Below are 24802 nucleotides of genomic sequence, written 5' to 3'. Positions count from 1 at the left end.
TATTAGGACTTCTTCTCGTCCAGCTGGCCCTGCGTTGCCTCGAGGAGTTCGTGCCAGGACTTCTCGAACTTCTCCACACCCTCGTTCTCCAGCACCAGGAAAACGTCGGTGAGGTCGATGCCGATGGCGTCGAGCTTGTCGAAGACCTCTTGAGCCTCGGAGCCCTTGCCGGTCACCGTGTCACCCGTGACGACGCCGTGATCGGCGACCGCGTCGATGGTCTTCTCCGGCATGGTGTTCACCGTGTTCGGTGCGACCAGCTCGGTCACGTAGAGGGTGTCGGCGTAGTCGGGGTTTTTCACCCCGGTCGACGCCCACAGCGGGCGCTGCACCCGTGCGCCGGCGGCCTTGAGCTTCTCGAAGCGCTCGCCGCCGACGAAGACCTCCTCGTAGGCCGCGTAGGCCAGCCGGGCGTTGGCGACGCCGGCCTGTCCGCGCAGCGCCAGCGCCTCATCGGAGCCGATGTCCTCCAGGCGCTTGTCGATCTCGGTGTCCACGCGCGAGACGAAGAACGAGGCGACCGAGTGGATGTTGGCCAGATCGTGGCCGGCCTCCTTGGCCTTCTCCAGGCCCTGCAGGTAGGCGTCCATCACCAGGCGGTAGCGCTCGACCGAGAAGATGAGCGTCACGTTGACCGAGATGCCTTCGGCGAGAACCGAGGCGATGGCGGGAACGCCGGCTTCGGTGGCGGGGATCTTGATCAACAGGTTCGGCCGGTCGACGATCTTCCACAGCTCGATGGCCTGCAGGATCGTCTTGTCGGTCTCGTGTGCCAGGCGCGGGTCGACCTCGATGGAGACCCGGCCGTCGACGCCGCCGGAGCGCTCGTAGATCTTGGCAAACACGTCGCAGGCGTTGCGCACATCGTCGGTAGTGACGGTGCGAATCGTCGCATCGACGTCGGCGCCGCGTTCGGCGAGCTCCTTGATCTGGGCGTCGTAGGCGTCACCCTTGGACAGGGCGGCCTGGAAGATCGACGGGTTGGTGGTCACCCCGACGATGCTCTTGGTGTCGATGAGCTCCTGCAGGTTGCCGGTCTGCAGGCGCTCCCGGGACAGATCGTCGAGCCATACGGACACGCCGGCCGCAGACAGGGCGGCGAGATTCTCGTTCTGAGTCATCGGTTGTTCCTTCCAGGAAAGATCAGTTGGCTATCGATCGCTCCGCGGCGGCGGCGACATTTTCGGCGGTGAAGCCGAACTCGCGGAACAACGTCTTGTCGTCGGCGGACTCTCCGTAGTGCTCGATGGAGACGATCTCACCGGTGTCGCCGACGAGCTTGTACCAGCTCTGGGCGATGGCGGCCTCCACGGCGACTCGCGCGGAGACGTTGGGGGGCAGCACCTTGTCGCGGTACTCCTTGGGCTGACTCTCGAACCATTCGACGCACGGCATCGACACCACGGCGGCGTTGATGTCCTTGTCGGCCAACAGCTTCTTGGCCTCGACGGCCAGCTGCAGCTCCGAGCCGGTGCCGATCAGGATGACGTCAGCCCCGGTGGCGTCCCCGCCGCCGAGCACGTAACCGCCCTTCGACACGCCCTCGGCGTCGGTGCCCTCCAGCACCGGGATGCCCTGCCGGGTCAGGATGAAACCGACCGGACCGCTGCCGTTTCCGCGGGCGATGATGCTCTTCCACGCGTACGCCGTCTCATTGGGATCGCCGGGGCGGACCACCGACAGGTTCGGGATGGCGCGCAGCGCGGCCAGATGCTCGATCGGCTGGTGGGTGGGGCCGTCCTCGCCGAGGCCGATCGAGTCGTGGGTCCAGATGTAGATGGTGTCGATGTCCATCAGTGATGCCAACCGCACGGCGGGTCGCATGTAATCCGAGAACTGCAGGAACGTGCCGCCGAACGCGCGGGTGGGCCCGTGCAACACGATGCCGGACAGGATCGAGCCCATCGCGTGCTCCCGCACGCCGAAGTGCAGCACCCGGCCGTACCAGTCGGCCGTGAAGTCCTTGGTGGAGATGGACGGCGGGCCGAACGACTTCACATCCTTAATGGTGGTGTTGTTGGAGCCGGCGAGGTCGGCCGAACCGCCCCACAACTCGGGCAGCTTGGGGGCCACGTCATTGAGCACCTGGCCGAAGGCCGCGCGGGTGGCGACGGCCTTACTGCCCGGCTCCCAGTAGGTGATGTCGGCGTCCCAGCCGTCGGGCAGTTCTTGCGCCGTCAGCCGGTCGAGCAGCTTCTTGCGCTCCGGGTTGCGCTCGGCCCACGCGTCGAACTCGGGCTGCCACTTCTCGTGCGCCTCTCGGCCGCGGTCGACCAGCTTGCGGGTGTGCTCGATGACCTCGGGGCGCACCTCGAACTTCTTGTCCGGGTCGAAGCCGAGGATCTTCTTGGTGGCGGCCACCTCGTCGTCGCCGAGCGCCGAGCCGTGCACGCCGCCGGTGTTCATCTTGTTCGGCGCCGGATAGCCGATGATCGTGCGCAGCGAGATGAACGACGGGCGGTCGGTCACCTTCTTCGCCTCCTCGATGGCGGCCTCGATCGCCGTGACGTTCTCGCCGCCCTCGACCTCCTGCACATGCCAGCCGTACGCGCGATACCGGTCTGCGGTGTTCTCGGACAGCGCGATGTTGGTGTCGTGCTCGATGGAGATCTGGTTCTGGTCGTAGAACACGATCAGATTGCCCAGCTGTTGGGTGCCGGCCAGCGAGCTGGCCTCGCTGGTGACGCCCTCCTCGATGTCGCCGTCGGAGGCGATGACATAGATGAAGTGATCGAACGGGCTGGTGCCCGGCGCGGCGTCGGGGTCGAACAGACCGCGTTCGAAGCGGGCGGCCATCGCCATGCCGACCGCCGACGCCAGGCCCTGGCCCAGCGGCCCGGTCGTGATCTCGACACCCTTGGTGTGGCGGAACTCGGGGTGGCCCGGCGTCTTGGACTTGAAGGTCCGCAGCGACTCGATATCGGACAGCTCCAAGCCGAAGCCGCCGAGATAGAGCTGGATGTAGAGGGTCAGGCTGGAATGCCCGCAGGACAGGATGAAGCGGTCCCGGCCCAGCCAGTGCACGTCGCTGGGATCGTGGCGCATCTGTCGCTGGAACAGCGTGTACGCCAGCGGGGCGAGGCTCATCGCCGTGCCTGGGTGACCGTTACCGACCTTCTGCACCGCGTCGGCCGCGAGCACCCGGATCGTATCCACCGAGACGGTGTCCAGCTCGGTCCAATCATCGGGGTGGTGCGGTCGGGTCAGTTCAGAGATCTCTTCGGTTGTCGTCACGACAGGCACTCCTAGATCAAATCGGCTATCCCCCCAGTACCCACCCTAGTGCGGAATATCGCCGAGCCGCAGTCCGCGTCACCCAGCTGTCGCCTGCCCGTCATCCGGGTCTACCATCGCTTGTAGTAGAAGTCTGCGCGACGCCACCTGTGAGGAGTTACCTGCGTGAGCATCCGCGAGCGCTCCCTCCTGGCCGGCGCCGGGGGTAGGGCTGGAAAATCGGTGCCCTCCCGCATCGTCAACACGCTGCTGGCCTACGTGGCGCTGACCAAGCCCCGGGTCATCGAATTGCTGCTGGTCACTGCGATTCCGGCGATGTTGCTGGCCGACCGGGGCACCGTCGATCCATTGCTGATCCTCAACACACTGATCGGCGGCATGCTGGCCGCGGCGGGCGCCAACACCCTCAACTGCGTCGCCGACGCGGACATCGACAAGGTCATGAAGCGCACGGCCCGGCGGCCGCTGGCCCGCGCGACAGTGCCGACGAGTCACGCGCTGATCTTCGGACTGGTGCTCTCGACGGCGTCGTTCTTCTGGTTGTGGCGGTCGAGCAACCTGCTCTCCGGTCTGCTGGCGCTGGCCACCATCGCGTTCTACGTGTTCGTCTACACGCTGCTGCTCAAGCGGCGTACGTCGCAGAACGTGGTGTGGGGCGGGGCGGCCGGCTGTATGCCCGTGATGATCGGCTGGTCGGCGGTGACCGGAACGATCCAGTGGCCCGCCCTGGTGATGTTCGCGGTCATCTTCTTCTGGACGCCGCCACACACCTGGGCGCTGGCCATGCGCTACAAGGACGACTACAAGGCGGCCGGGGTGCCGATGCTGCCGACGGTCGCGACCGAGCGGCAGGTGACCCGCCAGATCCTGATCTACACGTGGCTGACGGTGTTGGCCACGCTCGGCCTCGCGCTGGCCACCGGATGGCTGTACGCCGCGGTCGCGCTGCTGGCGGGGGCGTGGTTCCTGGTGATGGCCCATCAGCTTTACAGCGGTGTCAAGCGCGGCGAGCCGGTGAAGCCACTGCGGCTGTTCCTGCAGTCGAACAACTATCTGGCCGTGGTGTTCTGCGCGCTGGCCGTGGACTCCGCGCTGGCGCTGCCGACGCTGTTCTGACCGGCCGTTCTAGTCCCATCCGCCGCGGCGGCCCTCCTTGATGGTGCCTCGGCGCTTCTTGGCCGCCAGCCGGCGTTCCGCGGAGCCGCGGGTGGGTCGGGTGGGCCGGCGCGACGGCGGGGGAGCCGCGGCCGCGTCGCGCAGCAGCCGGGCCATCCGTTCGCGGGCGGCCGCCCGGTTCTGCAGCTGCGCGCGGTACTCGCTCGCCGCCACCGTCAGCACACCCCCGCTGAGCCGGCCACGCAGCCGGCAGAGCATCCGGTGCCGCAGGTGCGGCGGTATCGCCGGCGAGCGGGCCACGTCGAACGACAGCTCGACCCTGCTGTCGGTGGTGTTGACGCCCTGACCACCCGGACCCGAAGACCTGGAGAAGCGCTCGCTCAACTCCGACGCCGGGACGACCAGAGCCGGGGTCACCACGAGGTCGGTCGGCACCGCACCAGGGTAGCTAGAGCCGCAGGCCGGTCTGGGGGTGGAATCGGTGCACGTGTTCGGGTGCGGCCGACAGCCGCACCGCGGTACCGGTACCGACCGCCGGCAGCGCCGCCGCCGGCACCACGCTGGTGAGCTGTTCCTCGCCGCAGCGCACCGTGACGATCGCCCGGGGGCCCAGCAACTCGACGAGTTCCACACTCGCGGCCGCGTCCGCCGCTGGGTGCAGCACCAGGTCGTCGGGGCGCACCCCGACGGTCACCGCCGCCGCATCGGGTCCACCCACGTGGATGCGCAGGCCGCCGGGACCGCGCAGTTCGCCACCCGACACTGCACCGGTGACCAGGTTCATCTTCGGGCTGCCGACGAACGTCGCGACGAAGGTGTCCGCCGGCCGGGCGTAGACCTGCGCGGGCGGGCCGGCCTGGGCGATCTGACCGCCACGCATGACCACGATGCGATCGGAGAGCGTCATGGCCTCCTCCTGGTCGTGGGTGACGTAGAGCGAGGTGACACCGAGGCGCCGCTGCAGCCGCAGCAGCTCGGTGCGGGTCTCCACGCGCAGCTTGGCATCCAGATTGCTCAGGGGTTCGTCGAACAGGAACACCGACGGTTCACGGATGATGGCCCGGCCGATCGCCACCCGCTGCTGCTGCCCGCCCGAGAGGTCCTTGGGTTTGCGCGCGACCAGCTCACCCAGCCCCAGCGAGGCGGCGATGTCGTCGGCGCGGCGCAGCGCCTCGGCACGCGGAACGCGGGTGGCGCGCAGCGGGAAGGCGATGTTCTCCCGGACCGTCAGATGCGGATACAGCGCGTAGTTCTGGAACACCATCGCGATGTCGCGTTCCTTGGGCTCGAGCCGGGTGACATCGCGCGCACCGATGCGGATGCTGCCCGAGGTGACGTCCTCGAGCCCGGCGAGCATGCGCAGGGACGTGGTCTTCCCGCAGCCCGACGGGCCGACCAATACGGTCATGCTGCCGTCGGTCAGCTCGAGGTCGAGGTCCGAGACCACCGTGGCGTCACCGAACGCCTTGGTGACCCCGGTGAACGAGACCGATGCCATGTCTGTGGGTTCCTCTTCTGTTCCGGGCTACTAGTACTTGACCGCGCCGCCGCTGATCCCCTGGACCAGGCGGCGCTGGATGAAGAAGCTGGCCAGGACCACCGGCACGATGGCGATGATGATCGCGGCGCTCATGGTGCCGATCTGCACGCCGCGGAAGGTGTTGAAGTTCGAGATGGCCACGGGCAGGATCGCCGCGTTGCCCGGCGCCAGGATCAGCCCGTAGAACAGGTCGTTCCACGACAGGGTGAAGCCGAAGATGCCGGCCGCGCCGATGCCCGGCAGCACCTGGGGCAGCACCACCAGCCGGAACGCCTGCCAACGACTGAAACCGTCGACCCGGGCCTGCTCCTCCAGTGACGAGGGCACCGCCTCGAAGAAGCCGATCAGGAACCAGGTCACCAACGGCAGCACGAAGCTCAGGTGGGCGAAGATCACCGGCGCGATGGTGTCGGTGAGCCGCAGCGCCTGGGCCATCGTCAGGAACGGGAACACCATCACTGCGGGGGGCACCACCTGCGCGGCGAGCATGCCGAACCGGGTCAGGGATCCGCCGGCGCGGAACTTGGCGATCGCATAGGCGCCCATGCTGCCCACCACCAGGCTGATGACGACGGTCACCACGCCGACCAGCGCGCTGCGCCCCGCCGCCGCGAAGATCCCGGAGTCGAGCACCGCACGCCAGTTCTCGAACGTCGGGCTGAACGCCACCAGCCACGGCTCGGACATCTGCTCCGGGGTCTTGAGACTGGCCAGCGTCACCCAGGCGATCGGGAACAGCACGAACACCAGCGCCGCGGTCAGCACCGCGATGCGCAGGACGTCGAGCGGACGGGACCGGTTCACCGGGTGCTCCTCGTCCGTTCCATGGTGCGGAACGCGACCACGATGACCACCAGCACCAGCGCCAGCACGATGAAGGCCATGGCGCTGGCCTGCGCCAGCCGGAAGAACTGGATGCCCTCGAGGTACATGAAGTACTGCAGGGTCTGGGTGTCGGTTCCCGGGCCGCCGCGGGTGGTGGCATAGACGTATTCGAAGACCCGCAGTGCGTCGAGGCTGCGCAGCAGCACCGCCACGGTCAGCACCGGCGCGAGCATGGGTATCAGCACGCGCCGCAGCCGGTACACCGGACCGGCGCCGTCGACGCGGGCGGCTTCCATCGGTTGTTTGGGCATCGATTCCAGTCCGGCCAGGATCAGCAGCACCATGAACGGCGTCCACTGCCAGACGTCGATGAACGCCAGGGTCAGCAGCGCCTTGCCCGGTCCGAAGAAGTCGTAGTCCGCCCCGACCGCGTGCAGCAGTGCGGGCACGGCTCCGATCTGGTCGTTGAGCAGGAACCGGAAGATCAGACCGACCGCGATCGGGGTGATGAACATGGGCGCCAGCACCAGTGCGCGGGAGAGGTCCTTGGCCCACCGCTGCTGATGCAGCGCCAGCGCGACGGCGAACCCGAGGACGAGTTCGAACGTCACGGCGATCACGACGTAGGTCGCGGTGGTGGCGAACGCTTCCCAGAACGCGCCGTTGCCCAGCGCGCTGGTGAAGTTGGCGACGCCGACGAAGCCGGGTGGTTCCCGGTCGGTCAGCCGGTAGTCGGTGACCGACAGATAGGCGGCGTAGCAGAGCGGGAATCCGACGGCCACGGCGAAGAGCGCGAGCAACGGCGCGACCATGCCGTACTTGAACTTCACGCGCGCCGCCCCGCGGCGGCCGCCGGATTCCCCTGTCTCACTGCTGGATCCGCTCCGCGGCGGCCTGGGCGTCCCGCAACGCGTCGGCGACGCTCTTGTTGCCCGCGACCGCGTCGTTCAGCTCGGTGCCCACGGCCTGGATCATCTCCTCACCGCCCTTGCCCTGGGTCAGGGGGGCGGCGTTCTCGAGGATCGTGCCGACCGTGCGGTAGTAGGCCTCGCCGTAGCCGTCGGCCAGCACCTTCGGGTTGGTCAGCGAGCTCTGCCGGGTGACCGCGCCGCCGGCGGCGACGCGCTGGGCATCGACCTCGGGGGAGGTGATCCAGGAGACGAACGCCCAGGCCCCATCGGAGGCCGCCGAATTCGCCGGGATCGCCCAGCTCCACAGCCCCAGTGCGGACTTGCCACCCGGGATGGGGGCCAGCGAGAACTGTCCGGCGCGCGGGCCGGAGGCCCCGGCGGGATCGTTGAGCGCGGGCAGATTCCAGTTGTAGCCGATCATCGACGCCGCGTTACCGCTCGACACCGACCGGAACGCCTCGTCGAAGCCCCACGACAGGCTGTTGGCGGGGGCGGCGGTGCGGTAGGTCTCGATGTAGGCGTCCAGCGCGCGGGCGGCCTGTTCGGTGTTCAGCGTGGGTTTGCCGTCCTCGCCGTAGATCGAGCCGCCGGCCGCGAACAGCCAGTTGGCCCACTCCTCGAAGATCTTGTACCCGCGCTGGGGCTGCATCGCGATCCCGGCCCGGTCACCGGCCTTGAGCCGCTGCGACGTGCTCACCAGCGCGTCGAGGTCGGTGGGCACGCTCAGCGCCGCGGCGTCGAGATCGGGCTGGTTGTAGATGTAGCCCAGCGCATAGTTGTAGAACGGCACGCCGTAGGTGGTGCCGTCGATGTCGGTGATGTCCGTCAGCGACGGGAAGAAGTCGTCGGGCCGGTAGTCGGTGGTGGCCTTGATCCGGTCACCGAGCGGCTGCAGGAAACCGGCGGCGGCGAAATCGTCCATCCACGGGTTGTCCACGACGATCAGGTCATAGGCGGGTTCGGACGCCTGGAACGAGGACACCAGCCGGTCGCGCATCTGATCGAAGGTCATGGTCTCGATCTCGACCTTGACCTGCGGATACTTCTCATTGAACTGACCGACCATCTGCTGGACGATCTCGGTGTCGGGAACGTTCTCCATCAGCACCCGCACGGTGGCATCGGTGTCGGTGGGGACGTCGCCCAACCCGGAGGACTGCTGCTGGTCGCCTCCCGACCCGCCGGTGCCGGCACAGCCCGACAAGACGAGCCCGGCCGCCGTCACGACCGCGGGCAGCCACCGCCGCAGCTTCGGTTTCTGCATGGTTCTCACTTCCTCTTGGGTGGGACTGGGCCGGGCGGCGTCAGTCCATGTATGCGCCGCCGTTGACCGAGAGCGCTTCGCCGGTGATGAACCGGGCGTCCTCGGAGACCAGGAACGCCACCGCGCGGGCGACGTCGTCGGGGGTCTGCAGGCGTCCCAGCGGGGTGGCCTCGACCCAGCCGTCGCGGACCGCCTCCGGCGTCGAACCGGTGAGGCGGGCTTCCCACTCGAGTTCCCGGCTCTGCATCGGGGTGGCGACGAAACCGGGGCACACGCAGTTGACGGTGATCCGGTGGGCGGCCAGTTCGAACGCCATCGCCTGGGTCAGCCCGAGGACGCCGAACTTGCTGGCGACGTAGTCCGACAGGAACGGCACCCGGCCCTGTTTGGCGGCCATCGAGGCGGTGTTGACGATCGTGCCGGTGCGTCCGGTGCGCACCATCGCCCTGGCCGCGGCCTGTCCGCAGAAGAACACCGAACGCAGGTTGACCTCGAGGCTGCGGTCGTACTGCTGGGCCGAGACGTCCAGGAACGGCGCCATCGCCGAGATCCCGGCGTTGTTGATCCAGGCGTCGAGCCCCAGCCGATCGGCGATGTCGTCGGCGAGCGCCGCTGCCGCGCCGGCATCGGTGACGTCGAGGCGATGACTCTCGTGGCCGCTGCCGGTCAATCGCGCGGCCGACTGTGCGGCGGCGGCCTCATCGACGTCGGTGACGATGACCCGCCAGCCGCGCTCGGCCAGAGTGGTGACGATGGCTCGGCCAATGCCCGAACCGGCACCGGTCACCACGACGCTGCGCGTCGAATCTTCGCTCACTGGTTGTCCTTTCGCGCCAATCGATGTGACACCGGGGTCAACACGGCGCCGAGTTCACGCCACTGGCCGTAGGCCTCGGCGTAGCGCCCGGTGTGCCGGGGGTCGGGCTCGACGGGCTCGCCGAGCGTGCGGAAACGGTCGATGTCGTCCCAGCCGGTCACCATGCCGACGCCCACCGCCGCGGCCAGCGCCGCGCCCAGGGACGCGCCGGGATGCCCGATCACCGGCCAGAGTGGAAGGTCGAGCACGTCGGCGAGGATCTGTTTCCAGAGCACCGACCGACTGCCGCCGTTGGTGACCATCGCGGGGCCGAGTCGCACGCCGATGTCGGCGAAGACCTCGGTGTGGTGTTTGAAGCCGAACGCGATCGCCTCGAGGACGGCGCGGTACATGTCGGCGCGGGTGTGCACCAGGTCCAGGCCGACGAACGCACCGCGCAGATCGGGATCGTGCAGCGGGCTCTTCTCGCCGAGGAAGTAGGGCAGGCACAGCACGTCGGCGGGGGAGCGCTGCGCGGCCTCGTCGTCGAGTGCGGTCAGTTCGGTCCCGCCTACGAGGGTCTGGAACCAGCGGATCAGGCTGCCGCTGGTGGCCATGCAGCCGTTGGGCAGCCAGCGGCCCGGTACCGGATGGGCGTCGAGGTACAGGCGCGCGTCGACGACCGGGGTGTCGCTGGCGGCCAGCACGTCGCCCGCGCCGCCGAGTTTGACCAACCAGTCACCCGGGGAATTGACCCCGGCGGCGTAGGCGGACAGCACATGATCGGCGCCGCCGACCACCAGCGGCGTCCCCTCGCGCAGCCCGGTCGCGGCGGCGGCCGCGGCATCGAGCGAACCGGCGGTGCTGCCGGGTGCGAGTACCTCCGGCACCAGGTCGGGGGTCAACTCCGCGGCGGTGAAGGCCGCATCGTAGGGCGCCCCCTGGAGGGTGGCCAGACCGGATTCGATCGCCCAGTTGAGCTCCACATGCGGCGCGGCGCCGAGTGCCATCAGTACCCAGTCGTAGGAGCCGACCAGCGCTGTGGTGTCACGCCAGTTCTGTGATTCGTTGTGGCGCAACCACATCGCCGTCGGAGCGACCGACTGCTGGGTGATCGCCGATCCGGTTGCGGCCAGGGTGGCGGCGGGATCCATTGTGGCGCGCAGCGTTTCGATCTCGCTGGTGGCGCGGGCATCGTTCTGCAACAGGGCGCGCCGGACCGGTTCACCGCGCCGGTCGACGGGCACCACGGCCGGCACCATGCCGGTGGTGGCGAGGGCGCCCACGTCCCCGGCGGAGGCGCCCGCGGTGTGGAGCACCTCACGAATGGTGCTGTGCACGTTGTCGATCCACTGCTGCGGGTCGGCCTCGGCATGCCCGGCGCGGTCGGCGATCAGCCGGGATTCGCGGGAAGCCTGGGCGACGATGCGGGCGGCGGACACGTCGACGAGCACGGTCTTGGTTCCCGTGGTGCCGACGTCGACACCGAGGGTGAACTGCGCCATCGCGTCCTCTCCGCTCGTGATGTCCCGACCCTAGCCGGTTATCTGTTAGATTCTCACATGTTGTGTGTAAACGTCACGTAAATGACGCGGCTAATCTGGCTTGAGGTGTTATTTAATAACAGCAAGCGTAGCCGCGACAACCCGGGGAAGGTATCTGATGACCAGTTGGCTCGATGAGGTGTTCGGCGTCCGCAAACCGGTGATCGCCATGCTGCATCTGGCGGCGCTACCGGGCGACCCCGGATTCGATTCGGCGGCCGGTATCCGTGCCGTGGTCGATCGGGCCAAGGAGGAGCTGACCGCGCTGCGCGACGGCGGTGTGGACGGAGTGATGATCTCCAACGAGTTCAGCCTGCCCTACCTCACCAAGACCGAGCCGATCACCGCGATCACGATGGCCCGGATCATCGGCGAACTGCTCGACGAGCTGACGCTGCCCTACGGGGTCAACGTGCTGTGGGACGGCCGCGCGTCGATCGACCTGGCGGTCGCCACCGGCGCGCAATGGGTCCGCGAGATCTTCACCGGGGTCTACGCCAGCGACTTCGGGCTGTGGGACACCAACGTCGGCGAGGTCGCCCGCCACCGGCACCGCGTCGGCGGCGACGCCGTCAAGCTGCTGTTCAACATCGTGCCGGAGTCGGCGACCTACCTGGCCGAACGGGACCTCGAATCGATCACCAAAACCACGGTTTTCGCCACCCGTCCCGACGCCATCTGCGTCTCCGGTCTGACCGCGGGATCCTCCACCGACAGCCAGGCGCTTGCGCTGGTCAAGCGCTCGGCCGGACCGGTGCCGGTGTTCGTCAACACCGGGGTTCGGGCCGAGAACGCCGCAGAGCAACTCGCGATCGCCGACGGCGCGATCGTCGGAACCTACTTCAAACAGGACGGGGTGTTCGAGAACCGCGCCGTCACCCCGCGCGTGCGCGAACTGATGGGTGCGGTCGAGAAGTTCCGCACCACGCTGTGACCCCAGCGGCCGACGCACTGCGAGCAGTGGCGGTCAGCGCCGCGCAGGCCGGTGCGGACATCTGTCTGCGGCGTGCGGGCACACCGCTGGCTGCGCAGACCAAGAGCGCCGCGGGCGATGTCGTCACCGCGGTGGACCGGGAGGCCGAGGCCGCCGTGCGGGCCGTGCTGACCGCGGCGCGTCCCGGGGATGCGATCGTCGGGGAGGAGCTGGCGCCGTGGGCCGGGACCAGCGGGTTCGAGTGGGTGGTCGATCCGCTGGACGGCACCACCAACTACACGCGGCGCATCCCCTTCTTCGGCACCTCGGTCGCCGTGCGCAGCCTGTCCGACGGCGCCTGGCTCGCCGGCGCGGTCTGTGCGCCGGCGCTCGCCACCACGTGGAGCGCGGCCGCGGGCCACGGCGCGCGGGCGGCGACCGGGGGTGCGATCACGGACCTGCCACTCGACCTGCCGAGCACGTCGGCCCGGCTGATCGGGACGGGCCTGTCCTACGACCCCGGACGCCGCAGGCGCCAGGTACGCGAACTCGGTGCGCTGCTCACCGACTACACCGACATGCGGCGCCTCGGCGCCGCGGCCCTCGACCTGTGCCTGGTCGCCCAGGGCAGCCTCGACGCCTTCGTCGAAGACGACCTGGCGGTGCACGATTGGGCCGCCGGGGCGTTGATCGCGCAGGAGGCGGGTGCCCACGTGGCCCGTCCCGGCGCCGGCAGCGAGGCGGTGTCAGCGCACTGGTGATGAGCGGGCGTTCACGCAGACCACGTCCACACCGGCGGCTTCGAGCGCCGTGACCGTGGGATGGGTCGGCGGCCCGTCGGTCACCAGCACCGAGATCCCGGTCACCGGGGCGACGTTGATCAACTGCACGCGGCCCAGTTTGCTTGCATCCGCTGCCACGATCACCCGGTCGGCCGAGCGCATCGCGGCCTGCTTCACGTTGCCCTCCTCGCGGTGGTATTCCGACGCGCCGCGGCGCCCGTCCACCCCGGCGATTCCCATCACGTATGTGTCGCAGTTGTACCGCAGGTAGAAGTCCTCCGCCTCGGCGCCGATCAGGCTCAGCTCGCCGGGGCGGACCTTGCCGCCGGTCAACAGGATCGTGGTGTCGGGTTCGTCGGCCAGTTCCACGGCCACCAGCACGCTCGGCGTGATCACCGTAAGCCGCAGATCCCGGCCCCGGATCGCGCGCGCGACGGCCAGGACCGTACTGCCGCTGTCGAGGATGACCGTCTCCTGCGGGACGAGCAGATCGACGACCGCGGCCGCGATGTGCGTCTTGCCGTCGGCCGCGACCGCCGCCCGCGCGGCGAACGACGGTTCAGTCGACTTGCCGCCGAAGGCGATCGCGCCGCCGAGCACCCGCCGGGCGACGCCCTCGTCCTCGAGTCGTTCGATGTCGCGCCGGATCGTCATCTCGGACACGCCGTACTCCCCGGCGAGCGAGGCGAAGTCGACCTCGCGGTCGGCCTGGATGCGGGCGGCGATCGCCGACCGTCGCGCATGGGCGTTCAGAGCGGCAGCCACGTCGTCAGCCTAAGCCACCGCTGTGAATTTCTCACACCGATCACACGGCCGGTGTCAGGGCACCAGCACCACCGAGCCGACCGTCTTGCGGCCCTGAAGATCGGTGTGGGCACGGGCCGCTTCGGCCAACGGATAGCGCTCGCTGACCGTCACCGTGAGCGTGCCGCTGTTGATCGCGTCGAGCAGCTCACCGGCGCGCCACGAGAACTCGTCGGCCGTGCGGGTGTGATGCGCGAGGTTGGGTCGGGTCAGGAACACCGAGCCGGCGGCGTTGAGCCGCTGCGGGTCCACCGGCGGCACCGGGCCGCTGGACGCGCCGAACAGTGCCAGGGTGCCCCGCACCGCGAGACTGGCCAGGCTGGCGTCGAAGGTGGCCGCGCCGACCCCGTCGTAGACCGCGGCGACACCGTGGCCGCCGGTGAGATCGCGGATCTTCGCCCCGAACTCCTGCGGATCCTCCGGATAGTCCAGCACCTCGAAGGCGCCGGCCTGCCGGGACAACTCGGCCTTCTCCGGCGTCGACACCGTGGTGATGACCTTGGCCGCCAGGCTGGTCGCCCACTGGGTCAGCAGCAGCCCGACCCCGCCCGCGCCCGCGTGGACCAGCAGGAAGTCACCCTGTTGCACCGGATAGGTCGACTTGATCAGATAGTGCGCCGTCATGCCCTTCAGCAGCGCCGAGGCCACGGCGTCGGAGGCGACGCCGTCGGGGACGTAGGCGACGAAATCGGCGGGTGCCAGGGTGTATTCGGCGTAGGCGCCGAGCGCCTTGTCGGTGACCACCCGGTCGCCGACCTGCAGTGCGGCCACGTCCTCGCCGAGGGCCTCGATGCGTCCGCACACCTCGGTGCCGACCACGAACGGCGTCTCCCGCGGATACAGGCCGGACCGGAAATAGGTGTCGATGAAGTTGACGCCGATGGCCTCGGCCTTGATCAGCACCTGCCCGGGCCCGGGGGTGGGCTGTGGCTTCTCGACGTGGTTGAGGACCTCGGGACCGCCGGTCTCGGCGACTTCGATGGCATACATGAGACCCATCATTGCCGCCTAACATGGCCGGGTGAAACTCGCGCGCCCTGATGTGTTCCATCCGCGCATCGTGCTGGCCTCCTGTGCGGCGTTACCGTCCAGCGACGGGGACGACGACGGGCTGGTCGAGGCGCTGGGCGCCCGCGGTCTGCATGCGCGCTGGCTGCCCTGGGACGATCCGGCCACCGAGACGGCGGATCTGGTGATCCTGCGGGCGACCTGGGACTACATCGACCGCCTCGACGAGTTCCTGGCCTGGTCCCGCCGGGTGCCTCAGGTGCTCAACGGACCGGACGTCATCGCCTGGAACACCGACAAGCACTACCTGCTCGACCTCGTCGAGCGCGAGGTGCCGGTCGTGCCGACCCGGATCTTCGACGCCGATCAGGACGCCGAGATCCCCGGCGGTGAGGTGGTGGTGAAGCCGGCGATCGGGATGGGTTCGGTGGGTGCGCAGCGGTTCACCGACCCCGCGCAGGCCGCAAGCCACGCCGCCGCCCTGCAGGCGCGCGGCGGCGCGGTGGTGGTCCAGCCCTACGATCCGCGCATCGAGGACGGGGAGACGGCGCTGGTCTTCCTGGGCGGGGCGCAGTCGCACGCGTTCACCAAGGGCCCGATGCTGCCCGCCGACGGGGCCCCGACGTTCGACGAATCCGGCACGTTCGCCGCGGAGACCCTCTCGGCGGCCGAACCGGATTTCGAGCTGTGGGACGTGGGCTATTCGGCGCTGGCGGCGGCGGCCGACGCCATCGGCGTCGAGGCGACGGACTTCCTCTACGCCCGGGTCGATCTCATCGGCGGCCGCGACGACCCGCGGTTGCTCGAGGTGGAACTGGTCGAGCCGTCACTGGGCTGGCGGCAACTCAGCGCCGACGCCCGCGCGGCCCGCCAGCGCGACTTCGCCGTCGCGGTCGAGGTCGCGCTCGAGCGCCTCGGGCTCGGTCCGCTGTCGCATCGACGCCCATAGCGCCGCGGTCGCCGCGGTGCAGGCCGCCGCGCCGGCCACGTGCACGGCGACCAGTGCTGCGGGCACGTTGGTGGCGAATTGGACGGCTCCCACCACACCCTGGCCGACGACGAGTGCGAGGAGCACGCCGAGGCGGATCCGCACCGGGCGCGGCGCCCGCACCGCGAGCAGACCGAAGCCGAGACCGACCAGCAACCCGAGATAGGCCACCAGCAGCGACGAGTGCAGGTGCACCAGGGTGGTGATCTCCACCATCAGCCGCGGGACCGGCTGCTCGATGCTCTTGTCGCCGGCATGCGGACCGGCGCCGGTGACCAGCGTCCCGGTCACCAGGACGGCGGCCAGCGTGACCCCGGCCAGCAGCGTCAGCTGGCGCAAGGCCTTGGGCGCCTGCCGGGTCCGGACCCCGGTGTCGGGTTCACCGATCTTGACGAACAGCAGGACGGCCAGCCAGACCATGGCCATCGACACCAGCAGGTGGATCGCGACTGTCCACCACAGCAGTCCGGTCAGCACCGTGATGCCCCCGATGACGGCCTGGGCGACCGTCGAGGCCGGCATCAGCCAGGCGTAGATGAGCACCTCGCGGCGCCGGCGGGCCCTGGTGACGGCCAGCACCGCAGCCGCCGCGGTCAGCACCACCAGGAATGTGATCAGCCGGTTGCCGAATTCGACGGCCTGGTGGATACCGGGGACCTCCGCGTGCGGAACCGGGGTGAAGCTGCCCGGGAAGCACTGCGGCCAGGTGGGACACCCCAGCCCCGAGGCGGTGACGCGGACGATGGCACCGGTGACCGCGATGCCGCCCTGGGTCAGGATGACCGCCGCGGCGATCGCGCGCTGTACGCGCAGGCTGGGCTCCGGGAGGAAGTCGACCAGCCGCAGGAAGAGTCGTCCGACGGCCACGAAACGATGGTAGAGGACTGCTAACTACAGCCTGTAGTAGGGAGGCCGCGCCGGTCCCCTCCCGCGAAACAGCATTCCGGGTCATCAAGTGCGCGTCCTGGTCGCCGTGAAGGCGGTTTCGCGGGCCCTCAACGGCGCGGCGAGACGAACGGCACCAGCACGTCGTCGACGAGGGCGACCACCAGGTCGTCGGTGATCGGGTCGCCAGTGATCAGCAGCCGGTGCCACAGCACACTCTGGCCGAGTTCGCGGGCGATCTCGACCGGGACGTCGGCGCGCACGTCACCGCGTTCGATGCCGCGTCGTAGCAGGGCGGCCATCTCGGCTTTCCGCCAGCCGATCACGTCCTGCTGGAAGGCTGCGGACAGCTCGGCGTCATGGACCGCCGCGGCGATGGCCGCCCGCAGCAGTGGCGCGTCCGGGCCGGTGAACAAACCCGCCCAACCGCGCAGGACGGCGAGCATGTCCGTGCGGTAACTGCCGGTGTCCTGGTGGGGGATCGACGTGGTGGCGATGCCCATCAGCGTGTCCCGCAGCAGATGTGAGCGGTCGGTCCAGCGCCGGTAGAGCACCGGCTTGCTGGTGGCGGCGGTGGCGGCGACGGCTTCCATCGTGACACCGGACGGGCCGTGTTCGGCCAGCAGCGCCAACACGGCCCGTCGGATCGCGGCATTCAGTTCCGCACCGCGTCGGCGCCCCATCGCCCCGCCCCTCCTGAGAAACGCTTGCGTATCCAACGTGACCAGCCTAACGTCGCTATTAAGAAACGCAACCGTATCTAGGAGATGACCATGGCCCGGCCCGTCTGCTATCCGCTTCGACCCGTCGACTCGGCCACGGTCCGTGTCACCCACGCGCCGGCCCACCGCCGGCGCGTCACCATCGATCATCGGCCGCTCGCGGGGATCACCCCGGCGATGCTGCTCGACTGGTTCACCCACCTCGGCGCCACGATGCACTACGGCGGGACGGAGATCGACCGATATCTGGCCTGGCATCCGATCGACCACATCCGGTGGGAGCTGGCCAGGCCCGCCCCGGGTGGCGGCGCGGGCGAAGGTGCCCGTTTCCGCATGGTCGAGGCGTTCGGCGGACGGCCCGAGTTGACCATCGACGAGGTCGCGCGCGTCGAGAAGCTCGACGAGACCGGGATCCGACTGGTCAAGCGGGTGGCGGGAATCGTCGTCTTCCAACTCGAGCACACCTGGTCGGCCGGCGCCGACGGCGCGCACTACGTGACGGTGATGGATCTCGGCGCCCGCGCACCGCTGCTGGCGCCGGTCAACCGGGTGGTCGGCGCGAAGATGCCCGAGGCGAAACTGACCGCCTGGATCCGGCACAACATCGAGGAGGTCGGACAGCTGGAGTATCTGCTGCCCGGGCTCAGCTCAGGTGAAGCGGAACCAGCGCAGCGCCGCTAGCGCCGCGACCCCGCCCCACCCGGCGAGCACCGCGATACCGAACCAGTCCACCGAGAGATCCATCGCCCGGGTCAGCGCCTCGGTGAGCGCCCCGGACGGGGTGAGCCGTGCCGCCCAGGCCACCGGTGCCGACACAGCCTGTCCCTCCAGGGTCAACGCGCCGAGGCCGGCGAATACGAACCAGGCCAGATTGGCGACGGCGAGCACGATCTCGGCCCGCAGCGTCCCGCCCAGCAGCAGCCCCAGCGCGGCGAACCCTGCGGTGCCCAGCGCGATGATCAGCGCGCCGAGCGCCAGCCCGAGCACCTCGGGGCGCCAACCCAGCGCCAGGCCGATCGCGCCGAGCAGGATCGACTGCAGGGCCACCACGGCCACCACCGCGAGCGATTTCCCGGCGATGATGCCCCACACCGGAAGTGCGGTCGCGCCGAGGCGCTTCAGCGCTCCATAGCGACGGTCGAAGGCCACCGCGATGGCCTGACCGGTGAACGCCGTCGAGATCACGGCCAGCGCCATGATCGCGGGGACGAACGTCGCGGCGCGGTCGTCGCCGTAGTCGCCGAGCGGCAGCAGCACCAGCCCGATCAGCAGCGTGATCGGGATGAACATGGTCAGCAGCAGCTGTTCACCGTTGCGCAGGAGCAGCCGCAGTTCCAGCCCGAACTGCGCGGCGAGCATCTTGGCCACCGGCGCCGGACGCGGATCCGGGCTGAAGGTCCCCGGCGCGAATCTGGTCACGACCGCAGCTCCCGTCCGGTCAGATCGAGGAAGACGTCCTCCAGGCTGCGCTGCTCCACCCGCATGTCGGTGGCCAGGACGTCCAGCCGAGCGCACCACGCGGTGACCGTCGCCAACACCTGCGGGTCGACGTGGCCCTCGACGAGATACTCACCCGGGGACGTCTCCGAGGCGCGATAGCTCTCCGGCAGCGCCGTCACCAACAGGGACAGGTCCAGTTTCGGCGGCGCGCTGAACCGCAGCTGATTCTCCGCGCCGCTGCGCATCAGCTCGGCGGGGGTGCCGGTGGCCACCGCCGCCCCGTGGTCGATGATCATCAGCCGGTCGGCGAGCTCCTCGGCCTCGGTGAGCTGGTGGGTGGTCAGGACGACCGACACCCCGTCGCGGCGCAGCCCGTCGATGAGCTCCCACACCACGATGCGGGCGTGCGCATCCATACCCGCGGTCGGCTCGTCGAGGAACACCAGCTCGGGACGTCCGACGACCGCGCATGCCAGCGCCAGGCGCTGCTGTTGACCGCCGGACAGCCGCCGGTAGGTGGTGCGGGCGACGTCACGCAGACCCAGGGTGTCCATCAGCCAGGCCGGATCCAGCGGGTCGGCGGCATAGGCGGCGACGAGTTCGAGCATCTCACCGGCCCGGGCCGCCGGATAGCCGCCGCCGCCCTGCAGCATCACCCCGATGCGTTCCCGGACGCGGGTGTTGTGGGCGGCCGGGTCCAGGCCCAGCACCTCGATCTCGCCGCTGTCCGGACGCAGGAAACCCTCGCACATCTCGACGGTGGTGGTCTTACCCGCACCGTTGGGGCCGAGCAGGGCGAACACCTCGGCGCGGTGCACGTCGAGGTCCAGACCCGCGACCGCCGTCGTGGACCCGTAGCGCTTGGTGACGCCGCGCAGGCGCACGACGCAATCGGATCCGGAGGTCACGAGGAATCAGCGTATTCGCCCGGCGCGGCGGACCGGTCCTGCGGTGGGTCGACGCCGGTCTGGGACAACGGTCGCCACGGCAGCCGGCGCCACGTCAGGCCGATCAGCAACGCCACGATGACCGCGCTGGCCAGCGTCGCCATCACGATCTGGAACAGCGCGAACCGATCGCCGTTGGCCGTGGGGCCGAAGATCCCCACGACGAGGGTGATCGCGATGGTCGCGCCGCGGAAACCCGGGCGGGTGGCCCAGGCGGCCAGCGGAATGATCGCCCACAGCAGGTACCAGGGCTGGACGACCGGGAACAGCAGCACGGTGGCCCCCAGCGCGACGCCCAGACCGCCGACCGGATGCAACTTGCCCCGCAGCACGGCGATGAGCAGACCGCTGACCAGGACGGCGATGATGCTGACGCCGATCGCACGGGTCAGCGCGAGCACCGCGGTGGTGTGGTCACCGAGGCCGAGCAGGATGCCGACCTGACCGGTGCCCAGCGCGATCAGGGTCGGTGGCGACATCCAGCTGCGCACGACGTTCGCGGTGCCCAGGGTGAACAGCCAGCCGAAGCCCAGACCGCTGGCCCAGCCGATCAGCGCCATCACCGCCAGCGCAACCGCACCGAGCGAGCCGCCGGCGAGGAAGAACGCCTTGGCGGTGCCACCCCAGCGGCAGGCCAGCGCCATCGCGACGAAGCCCAGCGCCAACAGGGACGGCAATTTGACCTGGGAGGACAACGCGATGAGCACGGTGCCCGTGAGCAGCATCGTCAGTGGATACCAGCGCACCCAGCCGGCGCGGTCGGGAGGCCAGCGCAGCGGTCGGGGCAGCAGACGTTTGCCGGAGTCGATGCCGCGCAGGGCGAATTCGGTGCCCGCCAGCATCAGCCCCAGCATCAAAGCCTCGTTGTGGATGCCGGCCACCAGGTGCATGAACAGCAGCGGGTTGCACGGACCCAGCCACAGCGCGCTGACTTCGGCGACCCCGCAGCGGCGGGCCAGCCGTGGGGTGGCCCAGACGATCAGCCCGACACCCAGCAGGACGACCAACCGGTGGAACAGCACCGCCCACACGATGTTCTCGCCGGTGACCGCGGAGATGGTCTGCCCGATCCACAGGAACAGCGGGCCGTACGGCGCGGGCGTCTCCCGCCACAGACTGGGCACCGACAGGGTGAACACATGGTCGAGTCCCAGCCCGGTCGCCGGGCCCACCCGGTACGGGTCGAGGCCCTGCAAAGAGATCTCGCTCTGCGCGAGATAGGAGTAGACGTCCTTGCTGTACATCGGCGGTGCGATGAGCAGCGGCAGCGCCCACAGCAGCAGTGTGCGGTCCAATTGGCTGCGCGACATGCGCCGGGGCCCCAGCGCGAACCGGCCCAGCATCAGCCAGGCCAGCGCCATCATCACCGCGCCGGTGGTCGTCATGGTCAGCGACACCGTCTGAATGCGCGAGGGCAGGTTGAGCAGCCGAACGCCGAAGGTCGGGTCCTGGACGACCGGCCGCGCGCCCGCACCGAGCGCGCCGATGGCCATCAGCACCGTGCCCGCCGCGCCGAACAGCCGGGTGCGGCGCATGACCGCGACCTCGGCCTCGTTCAGCGGCGAGCCGACCGTGCGCTCGTCGCCGTGCCAACGGCTGACCGACGCGGACAGGGATTCCGAGATCGAGGCGGACAACGCCTGCAATCGCCCCGCCGCTCGAGCCATTCGAGCAGACTAGCCGCCGCCGGGAATCGGTCGATGTCGTGACGATCACGCCCGACTAAGGGTCACCTTGCTGGAAGCGCCCAGGGAATTCCGCCACAATGATGTTGTGAAAATCGTTCGAGAGACTCCTGTCGCGGGTACCGCCGCGTCGGTCCTCGACGGCCACACCCGCAGCGCCATCATCCAGCTCCTGCTCGAAGGACCCGTCACCGCCTCGGCCATCGCCGAACGACTCGGCATCTCGGCCGCGGGTATCCGCCGCCACCTCGATGCGCTCATCGAGGCCGGTGACGCCCAGGCCAGCGCGGCCGCGGCCTGGCAGCACACCGGACGCGGCCGCCCGGCCAAGCGGTACCGGCTGACCGCCGCGGGCCGGGCCAAGTTGGGGCACGCCTACGACGATCTGGCGGCCGCCGCCATGCGTCAACTGCGCGAGATCGGCGGGGACGACGCGGTTCGGAACTTTGCCCGCCGGCGGATCGACACCATCCTGGCGGGAGTAAAGCCGGGCCCCGACGCTGTTGACAAGGTGGCCGGCGCACTGACCGATGCCGGGTATGCCACCACCACCACCCCGATGAGTGGGCCGGTGGGCGGGGTTCAGATCTGCCAGCACCACTGTCCGGTGTCGCACGTCGCCGAGGAATTCCCGGAGCTGTGCGAGGCCGAGCGCGAGGCGTTCGCCGAGATCCTCGGCACCCACGTGCAGCGGCTCGCGACCATCGTCAACGGCGACTGCGCCTGCACCACCCACGTACCGCTGAAACCCGAAGAGCAACAAGGAGCGTCGACATGACCGCCACCCCCGAGACTCAGCTCAGCCAAGAAGAGGCCATCGCCTCGCTGGGCAAGTACGGCTATGGCTGGGCCGACTCCGACGTCGCGGGCGCCAGCGCGCAGCGCGGACTGTCCGAGGCCGTGGTCCGCGACATCTCGGCCAAGAAGAGCGAACCCGAGTGGATGCTCGACATCCGCCTGCGCGCGCTGCGCACGTTCGACAAGAAGCCGATGCCCAACTGGGGTTCCGACCTCGAGGGCATCGACTTCGACAACATCAAGTACTTCGTACGTTCCAGCGAGAAGCAGGCCGCCACCTGGGACGACCTGCCCGCCGACATCAAGAACACCTACGACAAGCTCGGCATCCCCGAGGCCGAGAAGCAGCGGCTGGTCTCCGGTGTCGCCGCACAGTACGAATCCGAGGTCGTCTACCACTCGATCCGCGAGGACCTCGAGGCCCAGGGCGTCATCTTCCTGGACACCGACTCCGGTCTGCGCGAGCATCCCGAGCTGTTCAAGCAGTATTTCGGCACCGTGATCCCGGCCGGCGACAACAAGTTCTCCGCGCTCAACACCGCGGTGTGGTCGGGCGGCTCGTTCATCTACGTCCCGAAGGGTGTCCACGTCGACATCCCGCTGCAGGCCTACTTCCGGATCAACACCGAGAACATGGGCCAGTTCGAGCGCACGCTGATCATCGTCGACGAGGACGCCTACGTGCACTACGTGGAGGGTTGTACCGCGCCGATCTACAAGAGCGATTCGCTGCACTCGGCGGTCGTCGAGATCATCGTCAAACCCGGCGGCCGCTGCCGGTACACCACGATCCAGAACTGGTCGAACAACGTCTACAACCTGGTGACCAAGCGGGCCCGCGCCGAAGCCGGCGCCACCATGGAGTGGGTCGACGGCAACATCGGCTCCAAGGTCACCATGAAGTACCCGGCGGTGTGGATGACCGGCGAGCACGCCAAGGGTGAGGTGCTCTCGGTGGCGTTCGCCGGCGAGGGACAGCACCAGGACACCGGCGCGAAGATGCTGCACCTGGCCCCCCACACGTCGAGCAACATCGTGTCCAAGTCGGTGGCCCGCGGCGGCGGCCGGGCGTCCTACCGCGGCCTGGTCCAGGTCAACAAGGGGTCGCACGGGTCGAAGTCGAGCGTGAAATGCGATGCCCTGCTGGTCGATTCGGTGAGCCGGTCGGACACCTATCCGTACGTCGACATCCGTGAGGACGACGTCACGATGGGCCACGAGGCGACCGTCTCCAAGGTCAGCGCCGATCAGCTGTTCTACCTGATGAGCCGCGGTTTGACCGAGGACGAGGCGATGGCGATGGTGGTCCGCGGATTCGTCGAGCCGATCGCCAAGGAGCTCCCGATGGAGTACGCGCTCGAGCTCAACCGCCTGATCGAGCTGCAGATGGAAGGGGCCGTCGGCTAGTGGGAGTCACCGAATCGGTTGAAGGCACGGCCAAGTCGGGCTCGGTCCTCAACCTGAACAAAGGCGAGCTGTTCTCGTCGTTCGACGTCGACGCCTTCGAGGTACCCGGCGGGCGCGACGAGATCTGGCGCTTCACCCCGCTGCGCCGGCTGCGCGGACTGCACGACGGCTCCGCGCCCGCGACCGCGCAGGCCGGTATCGAGGTGTCGGAGAACCCGGGTGTCACCGTCGAGACCGTGAGCCGGTCCGACGAGCGGCTCGGCCAGGGCGGTGTGCCGTCGGACCGCGTTGCGGCTCAGGCGTATTCGTCGTTCGAGACCGCCACCATCGTCACCGTCGCCCGCGACACCGAGGTGGCCGAGCCCATCGAGATAGGTGTCAGCGGCCCCGGCGAAGGTCAGGTCGCCTACGGGCACCTGCAGATCCGGGTCGAGGAACTGTCGCGCGCGATCGTCGTCGTCGATCTGCGCGGCAGCGGTACCTACGCCGACAACGTCGAGATCGTCGTCGGCGACTCGGCCGGCCTGGGCGTCATCTGGATCGCCGACTGGGCTGACGACACGGTCCATGTCAGCTCCCACCACGCCACCCTCGGCAAGGACGCGGTGCTCGGGCACGTGAATGTGACGCTGGGTGGCGACGTGGTCCGGACCACCGCCAACGTGCGATTCACCGCGCCCGGTGGCGACGCCAAACTGCTCGGCACCTACTTCGCCGACGACGGGCAGCACTTCGAGTCGCGGTTGCTGGTCGACCACAGCCAGCCCAACTGCAAATCCGATGTGCTGTACAAGGGTGCGCTGCAAGGGGATCCGGACTCGGCCAAACCCGACGCGCACACCGTGTGGGTGGGCGACGTGCTGATCCGCGCCGAAGCGACCGGCACCGACACCTTCGAGATCAACCGCAATCTGGTGCTCACCGACGGCGCTCGCGCCGACTCGGTGCCCAATCTCGAGATCGAGACCGGTGAGATCGTCGGCGCCGGCCATGCCAGCGCGACCGGCCGGTTCGACGACGAGCAACTGTTCTACCTGCGCGCCCGCGGCATCCCCGAGGATCAGGCCCGCCGCCTGGTGGTGCGCGGCTTCTTCGGCGAGATCATCGCCAAGATCGCCGTGCCCGCGGTGCGTGAACGACTGACCGAAGCCATCGAACGCGAACTAGCGATCACCGAATCGAGAGCCGACTGA

The 24802-nt window shown here is 69.1% G+C and carries 23 protein-coding genes; 7 read left to right on the top strand and 16 right to left on the bottom strand.

The genetic code is table 11. The features are described 5' to 3' along the window. Positions 1-2: 2 nt before the first annotated feature. Positions 3-1121 (bottom strand): transaldolase, encoded by a 1119-nt coding sequence (tal, locus tag ACN27E_RS06520; RefSeq protein ID WP_422747562.1) that lies wholly within the window; start codon positions 1119-1121, stop codon positions 3-5. Between the two features lie 22 nt (positions 1122-1143). Further along, entirely contained in the window at positions 1144-3234 is a 2091-nt protein-coding gene (tkt, locus tag ACN27E_RS06515) for a transketolase (RefSeq protein ID WP_422747560.1), read from the bottom strand. A gap of 189 nt (positions 3235-3423) precedes the next feature. Here tkt and ACN27E_RS06510 point away from each other — a divergent pair, with 189 nt between their 5' ends. After that, complete coding sequence (locus ACN27E_RS06510) at positions 3424-4350, top strand: heme o synthase (RefSeq protein WP_422749672.1); 927 nt, start codon at positions 3424-3426, stop codon at positions 4348-4350. Positions 4351-4359: 9 nt separating this feature from the next. On the opposite strand, the gene arfB is transcribed toward ACN27E_RS06510, so the two are convergent. The 7 genes from arfB to ACN27E_RS06475 are packed head-to-tail and all read right to left on the bottom strand — an operon-like array spanning position 4360 to position 11191. Then, positions 4360-4785 (bottom strand): alternative ribosome rescue aminoacyl-tRNA hydrolase ArfB, encoded by a 426-nt coding sequence (gene arfB / locus ACN27E_RS06505; RefSeq protein ID WP_422747557.1) that lies wholly within the window; start codon positions 4783-4785, stop codon positions 4360-4362. Between the two features lie 13 nt (positions 4786-4798). Next, entirely contained in the window at positions 4799-5848 is a 1050-nt protein-coding gene (locus ACN27E_RS06500; protein WP_422747555.1) for an ABC transporter ATP-binding protein, read from the bottom strand. Positions 5849-5878: 30 nt separating this feature from the next. Continuing rightward, positions 5879-6694 (bottom strand): carbohydrate ABC transporter permease, encoded by an 816-nt coding sequence (locus ACN27E_RS06495; protein ID WP_422747553.1) that lies wholly within the window; start codon positions 6692-6694, stop codon positions 5879-5881. Continuing rightward, positions 6691-7545, bottom strand: a complete 855-nt coding sequence (locus ACN27E_RS06490) for a carbohydrate ABC transporter permease (RefSeq protein WP_422747551.1) — start codon at positions 7543-7545, stop codon at positions 6691-6693. The genes ACN27E_RS06495 and ACN27E_RS06490 overlap by 4 nt, the downstream gene beginning before the upstream one ends. A 37-nt stretch (positions 7546-7582) precedes the next feature. Next, the gene (locus ACN27E_RS06485) at positions 7583-8890 is read right to left on the bottom strand and encodes an ABC transporter substrate-binding protein (RefSeq protein ID WP_422747549.1); all 1308 of its coding nucleotides are present in this window, start codon (positions 8888-8890) and stop codon (positions 7583-7585) included. Positions 8891-8930: 40 nt separating this feature from the next. Beyond that, positions 8931-9707 (bottom strand): SDR family NAD(P)-dependent oxidoreductase, encoded by a 777-nt coding sequence (locus ACN27E_RS06480; protein ID WP_422747548.1) that lies wholly within the window; start codon positions 9705-9707, stop codon positions 8931-8933. After that, positions 9704-11191: an FGGY-family carbohydrate kinase gene (locus ACN27E_RS06475; RefSeq protein WP_422747545.1), complete on the bottom strand. Its 1488-nt coding sequence runs from the start codon at positions 11189-11191 to the stop codon at positions 9704-9706. The genes ACN27E_RS06480 and ACN27E_RS06475 overlap by 4 nt, the downstream gene beginning before the upstream one ends. A 157-nt stretch (positions 11192-11348) precedes the next feature. Here ACN27E_RS06475 and ACN27E_RS06470 point away from each other — a divergent pair, with 157 nt between their 5' ends. Both ACN27E_RS06470 and ACN27E_RS06465 read left to right on the top strand, forming a co-directional pair. Then, positions 11349-12164 carry a BtpA/SgcQ family protein gene (locus ACN27E_RS06470; RefSeq protein WP_422747544.1) on the top strand — a complete coding sequence of 272 codons (816 nt, stop codon included), beginning with the start codon at positions 11349-11351 and terminating at the stop codon, positions 12162-12164. Then, positions 12161-12904, top strand: coding sequence for an inositol monophosphatase family protein (locus tag ACN27E_RS06465; protein ID WP_422747541.1), 744 nt, complete (start codon positions 12161-12163; stop codon positions 12902-12904). The genes ACN27E_RS06470 and ACN27E_RS06465 overlap by 4 nt, the downstream gene beginning before the upstream one ends. On the opposite strand, the gene ACN27E_RS06460 is transcribed toward ACN27E_RS06465, so the two are convergent. From ACN27E_RS06460 to ACN27E_RS06445, 4 genes are all read right to left on the bottom strand, one after another. Further along, the gene (locus ACN27E_RS06460) at positions 12890-13690 is read right to left on the bottom strand and encodes a DeoR/GlpR family DNA-binding transcription regulator (RefSeq protein WP_422747540.1); all 801 of its coding nucleotides are present in this window, start codon (positions 13688-13690) and stop codon (positions 12890-12892) included. The genes ACN27E_RS06465 and ACN27E_RS06460 overlap by 15 nt on opposite strands. Positions 13691-13744: 54 nt before the next feature. Next, the gene (locus ACN27E_RS06455) at positions 13745-14719 is read right to left on the bottom strand and encodes a quinone oxidoreductase family protein (protein WP_422747538.1); all 975 of its coding nucleotides are present in this window, start codon (positions 14717-14719) and stop codon (positions 13745-13747) included. 844 nt (positions 14720-15563) lie between these two features. Beyond that, positions 15564-16565, bottom strand: a complete 1002-nt coding sequence (locus ACN27E_RS06450) for a COX15/CtaA family protein (RefSeq protein ID WP_422749671.1) — start codon at positions 16563-16565, stop codon at positions 15564-15566. A 155-nt stretch (positions 16566-16720) separates the two neighbouring features. Further along, on the bottom strand, positions 16721-17293 hold the full coding sequence (locus ACN27E_RS06445; RefSeq protein WP_422747536.1) for a TetR/AcrR family transcriptional regulator: 573 nt from the start codon (positions 17291-17293) through the stop codon (positions 16721-16723). A 90-nt stretch (positions 17294-17383) separates the two neighbouring features. Here ACN27E_RS06445 and ACN27E_RS06440 point away from each other — a divergent pair, with 90 nt between their 5' ends. Beyond that, complete coding sequence (locus ACN27E_RS06440; protein WP_422747534.1) at positions 17384-18013, top strand: hypothetical protein; 630 nt, start codon at positions 17384-17386, stop codon at positions 18011-18013. Here the strand turns inward: ACN27E_RS06440 and ACN27E_RS06435 are convergent. From ACN27E_RS06435 to mptB, 3 genes are read right to left on the bottom strand one after another with little or no spacing between them, the layout of a single operon-like run. After that, a complete protein-coding gene (locus ACN27E_RS06435; protein ID WP_422747532.1) occupies positions 17981-18751 on the bottom strand; it encodes an ABC transporter permease in 771 nt (256 codons plus the stop codon). The genes ACN27E_RS06440 and ACN27E_RS06435 overlap by 33 nt on opposite strands. Continuing rightward, positions 18748-19680 carry an ABC transporter ATP-binding protein gene (locus ACN27E_RS06430; protein WP_422747531.1) on the bottom strand — a complete coding sequence of 311 codons (933 nt, stop codon included), beginning with the start codon at positions 19678-19680 and terminating at the stop codon, positions 18748-18750. Before ACN27E_RS06430 ends, ACN27E_RS06435 begins: the two co-directional genes overlap by 4 nt. After that, complete coding sequence (gene mptB, locus ACN27E_RS06425) at positions 19677-21386, bottom strand: polyprenol phosphomannose-dependent alpha 1,6 mannosyltransferase MptB (RefSeq protein WP_422747530.1); 1710 nt, start codon at positions 21384-21386, stop codon at positions 19677-19679. Before mptB ends, ACN27E_RS06430 begins: the two co-directional genes overlap by 4 nt. A gap of 67 nt (positions 21387-21453) precedes the next feature. Between mptB and ACN27E_RS06420 the strand changes: the two genes are divergently transcribed. The 3 genes from ACN27E_RS06420 to sufD are packed head-to-tail and all read left to right on the top strand — an operon-like array spanning position 21454 to position 24802. After that, positions 21454-22182, top strand: coding sequence for a helix-turn-helix transcriptional regulator (locus ACN27E_RS06420; RefSeq protein ID WP_422747528.1), 729 nt, complete (start codon positions 21454-21456; stop codon positions 22180-22182). Beyond that, the gene (gene sufB / locus ACN27E_RS06415; RefSeq protein WP_422747526.1) at positions 22179-23609 is read left to right on the top strand and encodes a Fe-S cluster assembly protein SufB; all 1431 of its coding nucleotides are present in this window, start codon (positions 22179-22181) and stop codon (positions 23607-23609) included. Before ACN27E_RS06420 ends, sufB begins: the two co-directional genes overlap by 4 nt. Next, positions 23609-24802 carry a Fe-S cluster assembly protein SufD gene (sufD, locus tag ACN27E_RS06410; protein ID WP_422747524.1) on the top strand — a complete coding sequence of 398 codons (1194 nt, stop codon included), beginning with the start codon at positions 23609-23611 and terminating at the stop codon, positions 24800-24802. Before sufB ends, sufD begins: the two co-directional genes overlap by 1 nt.

The sequence above is a fragment of the Mycobacterium sp. WMMD1722 genome, assembly GCF_049315205.1.
Classification (GTDB): domain Bacteria; phylum Actinomycetota; class Actinomycetes; order Mycobacteriales; family Mycobacteriaceae; genus Mycobacterium.
Note: the sequence above shows the minus strand (reverse complement) of the source record. Positions and strands in the feature narration are given on the sequence as shown.

Excerpts from the sequence above, each read along its gene's own strand:
- tal (WP_422747562.1), bottom strand. The coding sequence starts at position 1,121 with ATGACTCAGAACGAGAATCTCGCCGCCCTGTCTGCGGCCGGCGTGTCC.
- ACN27E_RS06500 (WP_422747555.1), bottom strand. The coding sequence starts at position 5,848 with ATGGCATCGGTCTCGTTCACCGGGGTCACCAAGGCGTTCGGTGACGCC.
- ACN27E_RS06485 (WP_422747549.1), bottom strand. The coding sequence starts at position 8,890 with ATGCAGAAACCGAAGCTGCGGCGGTGGCTGCCCGCGGTCGTGACGGCG.
- ACN27E_RS06475 (WP_422747545.1), bottom strand. The coding sequence starts at position 11,191 with ATGGCGCAGTTCACCCTCGGTGTCGACGTCGGCACCACGGGAACCAAG.
- ACN27E_RS06470 (WP_422747544.1), top strand. The coding sequence starts at position 11,349 with ATGACCAGTTGGCTCGATGAGGTGTTCGGCGTCCGCAAACCGGTGATC.
- ACN27E_RS06455 (WP_422747538.1), bottom strand. The coding sequence starts at position 14,719 with ATGTATGCCATCGAAGTCGCCGAGACCGGCGGTCCCGAGGTCCTCAAC.
- ACN27E_RS06445 (WP_422747536.1), bottom strand. The coding sequence starts at position 17,293 with ATGGGGCGCCGACGCGGTGCGGAACTGAATGCCGCGATCCGACGGGCC.
- ACN27E_RS06440 (WP_422747534.1), top strand. The coding sequence starts at position 17,384 with ATGGCCCGGCCCGTCTGCTATCCGCTTCGACCCGTCGACTCGGCCACG.
- mptB (WP_422747530.1), bottom strand. The coding sequence starts at position 21,386 with ATGGCTCGAGCGGCGGGGCGATTGCAGGCGTTGTCCGCCTCGATCTCG.
- sufB (WP_422747526.1), top strand. The coding sequence starts at position 22,179 with ATGACCGCCACCCCCGAGACTCAGCTCAGCCAAGAAGAGGCCATCGCC.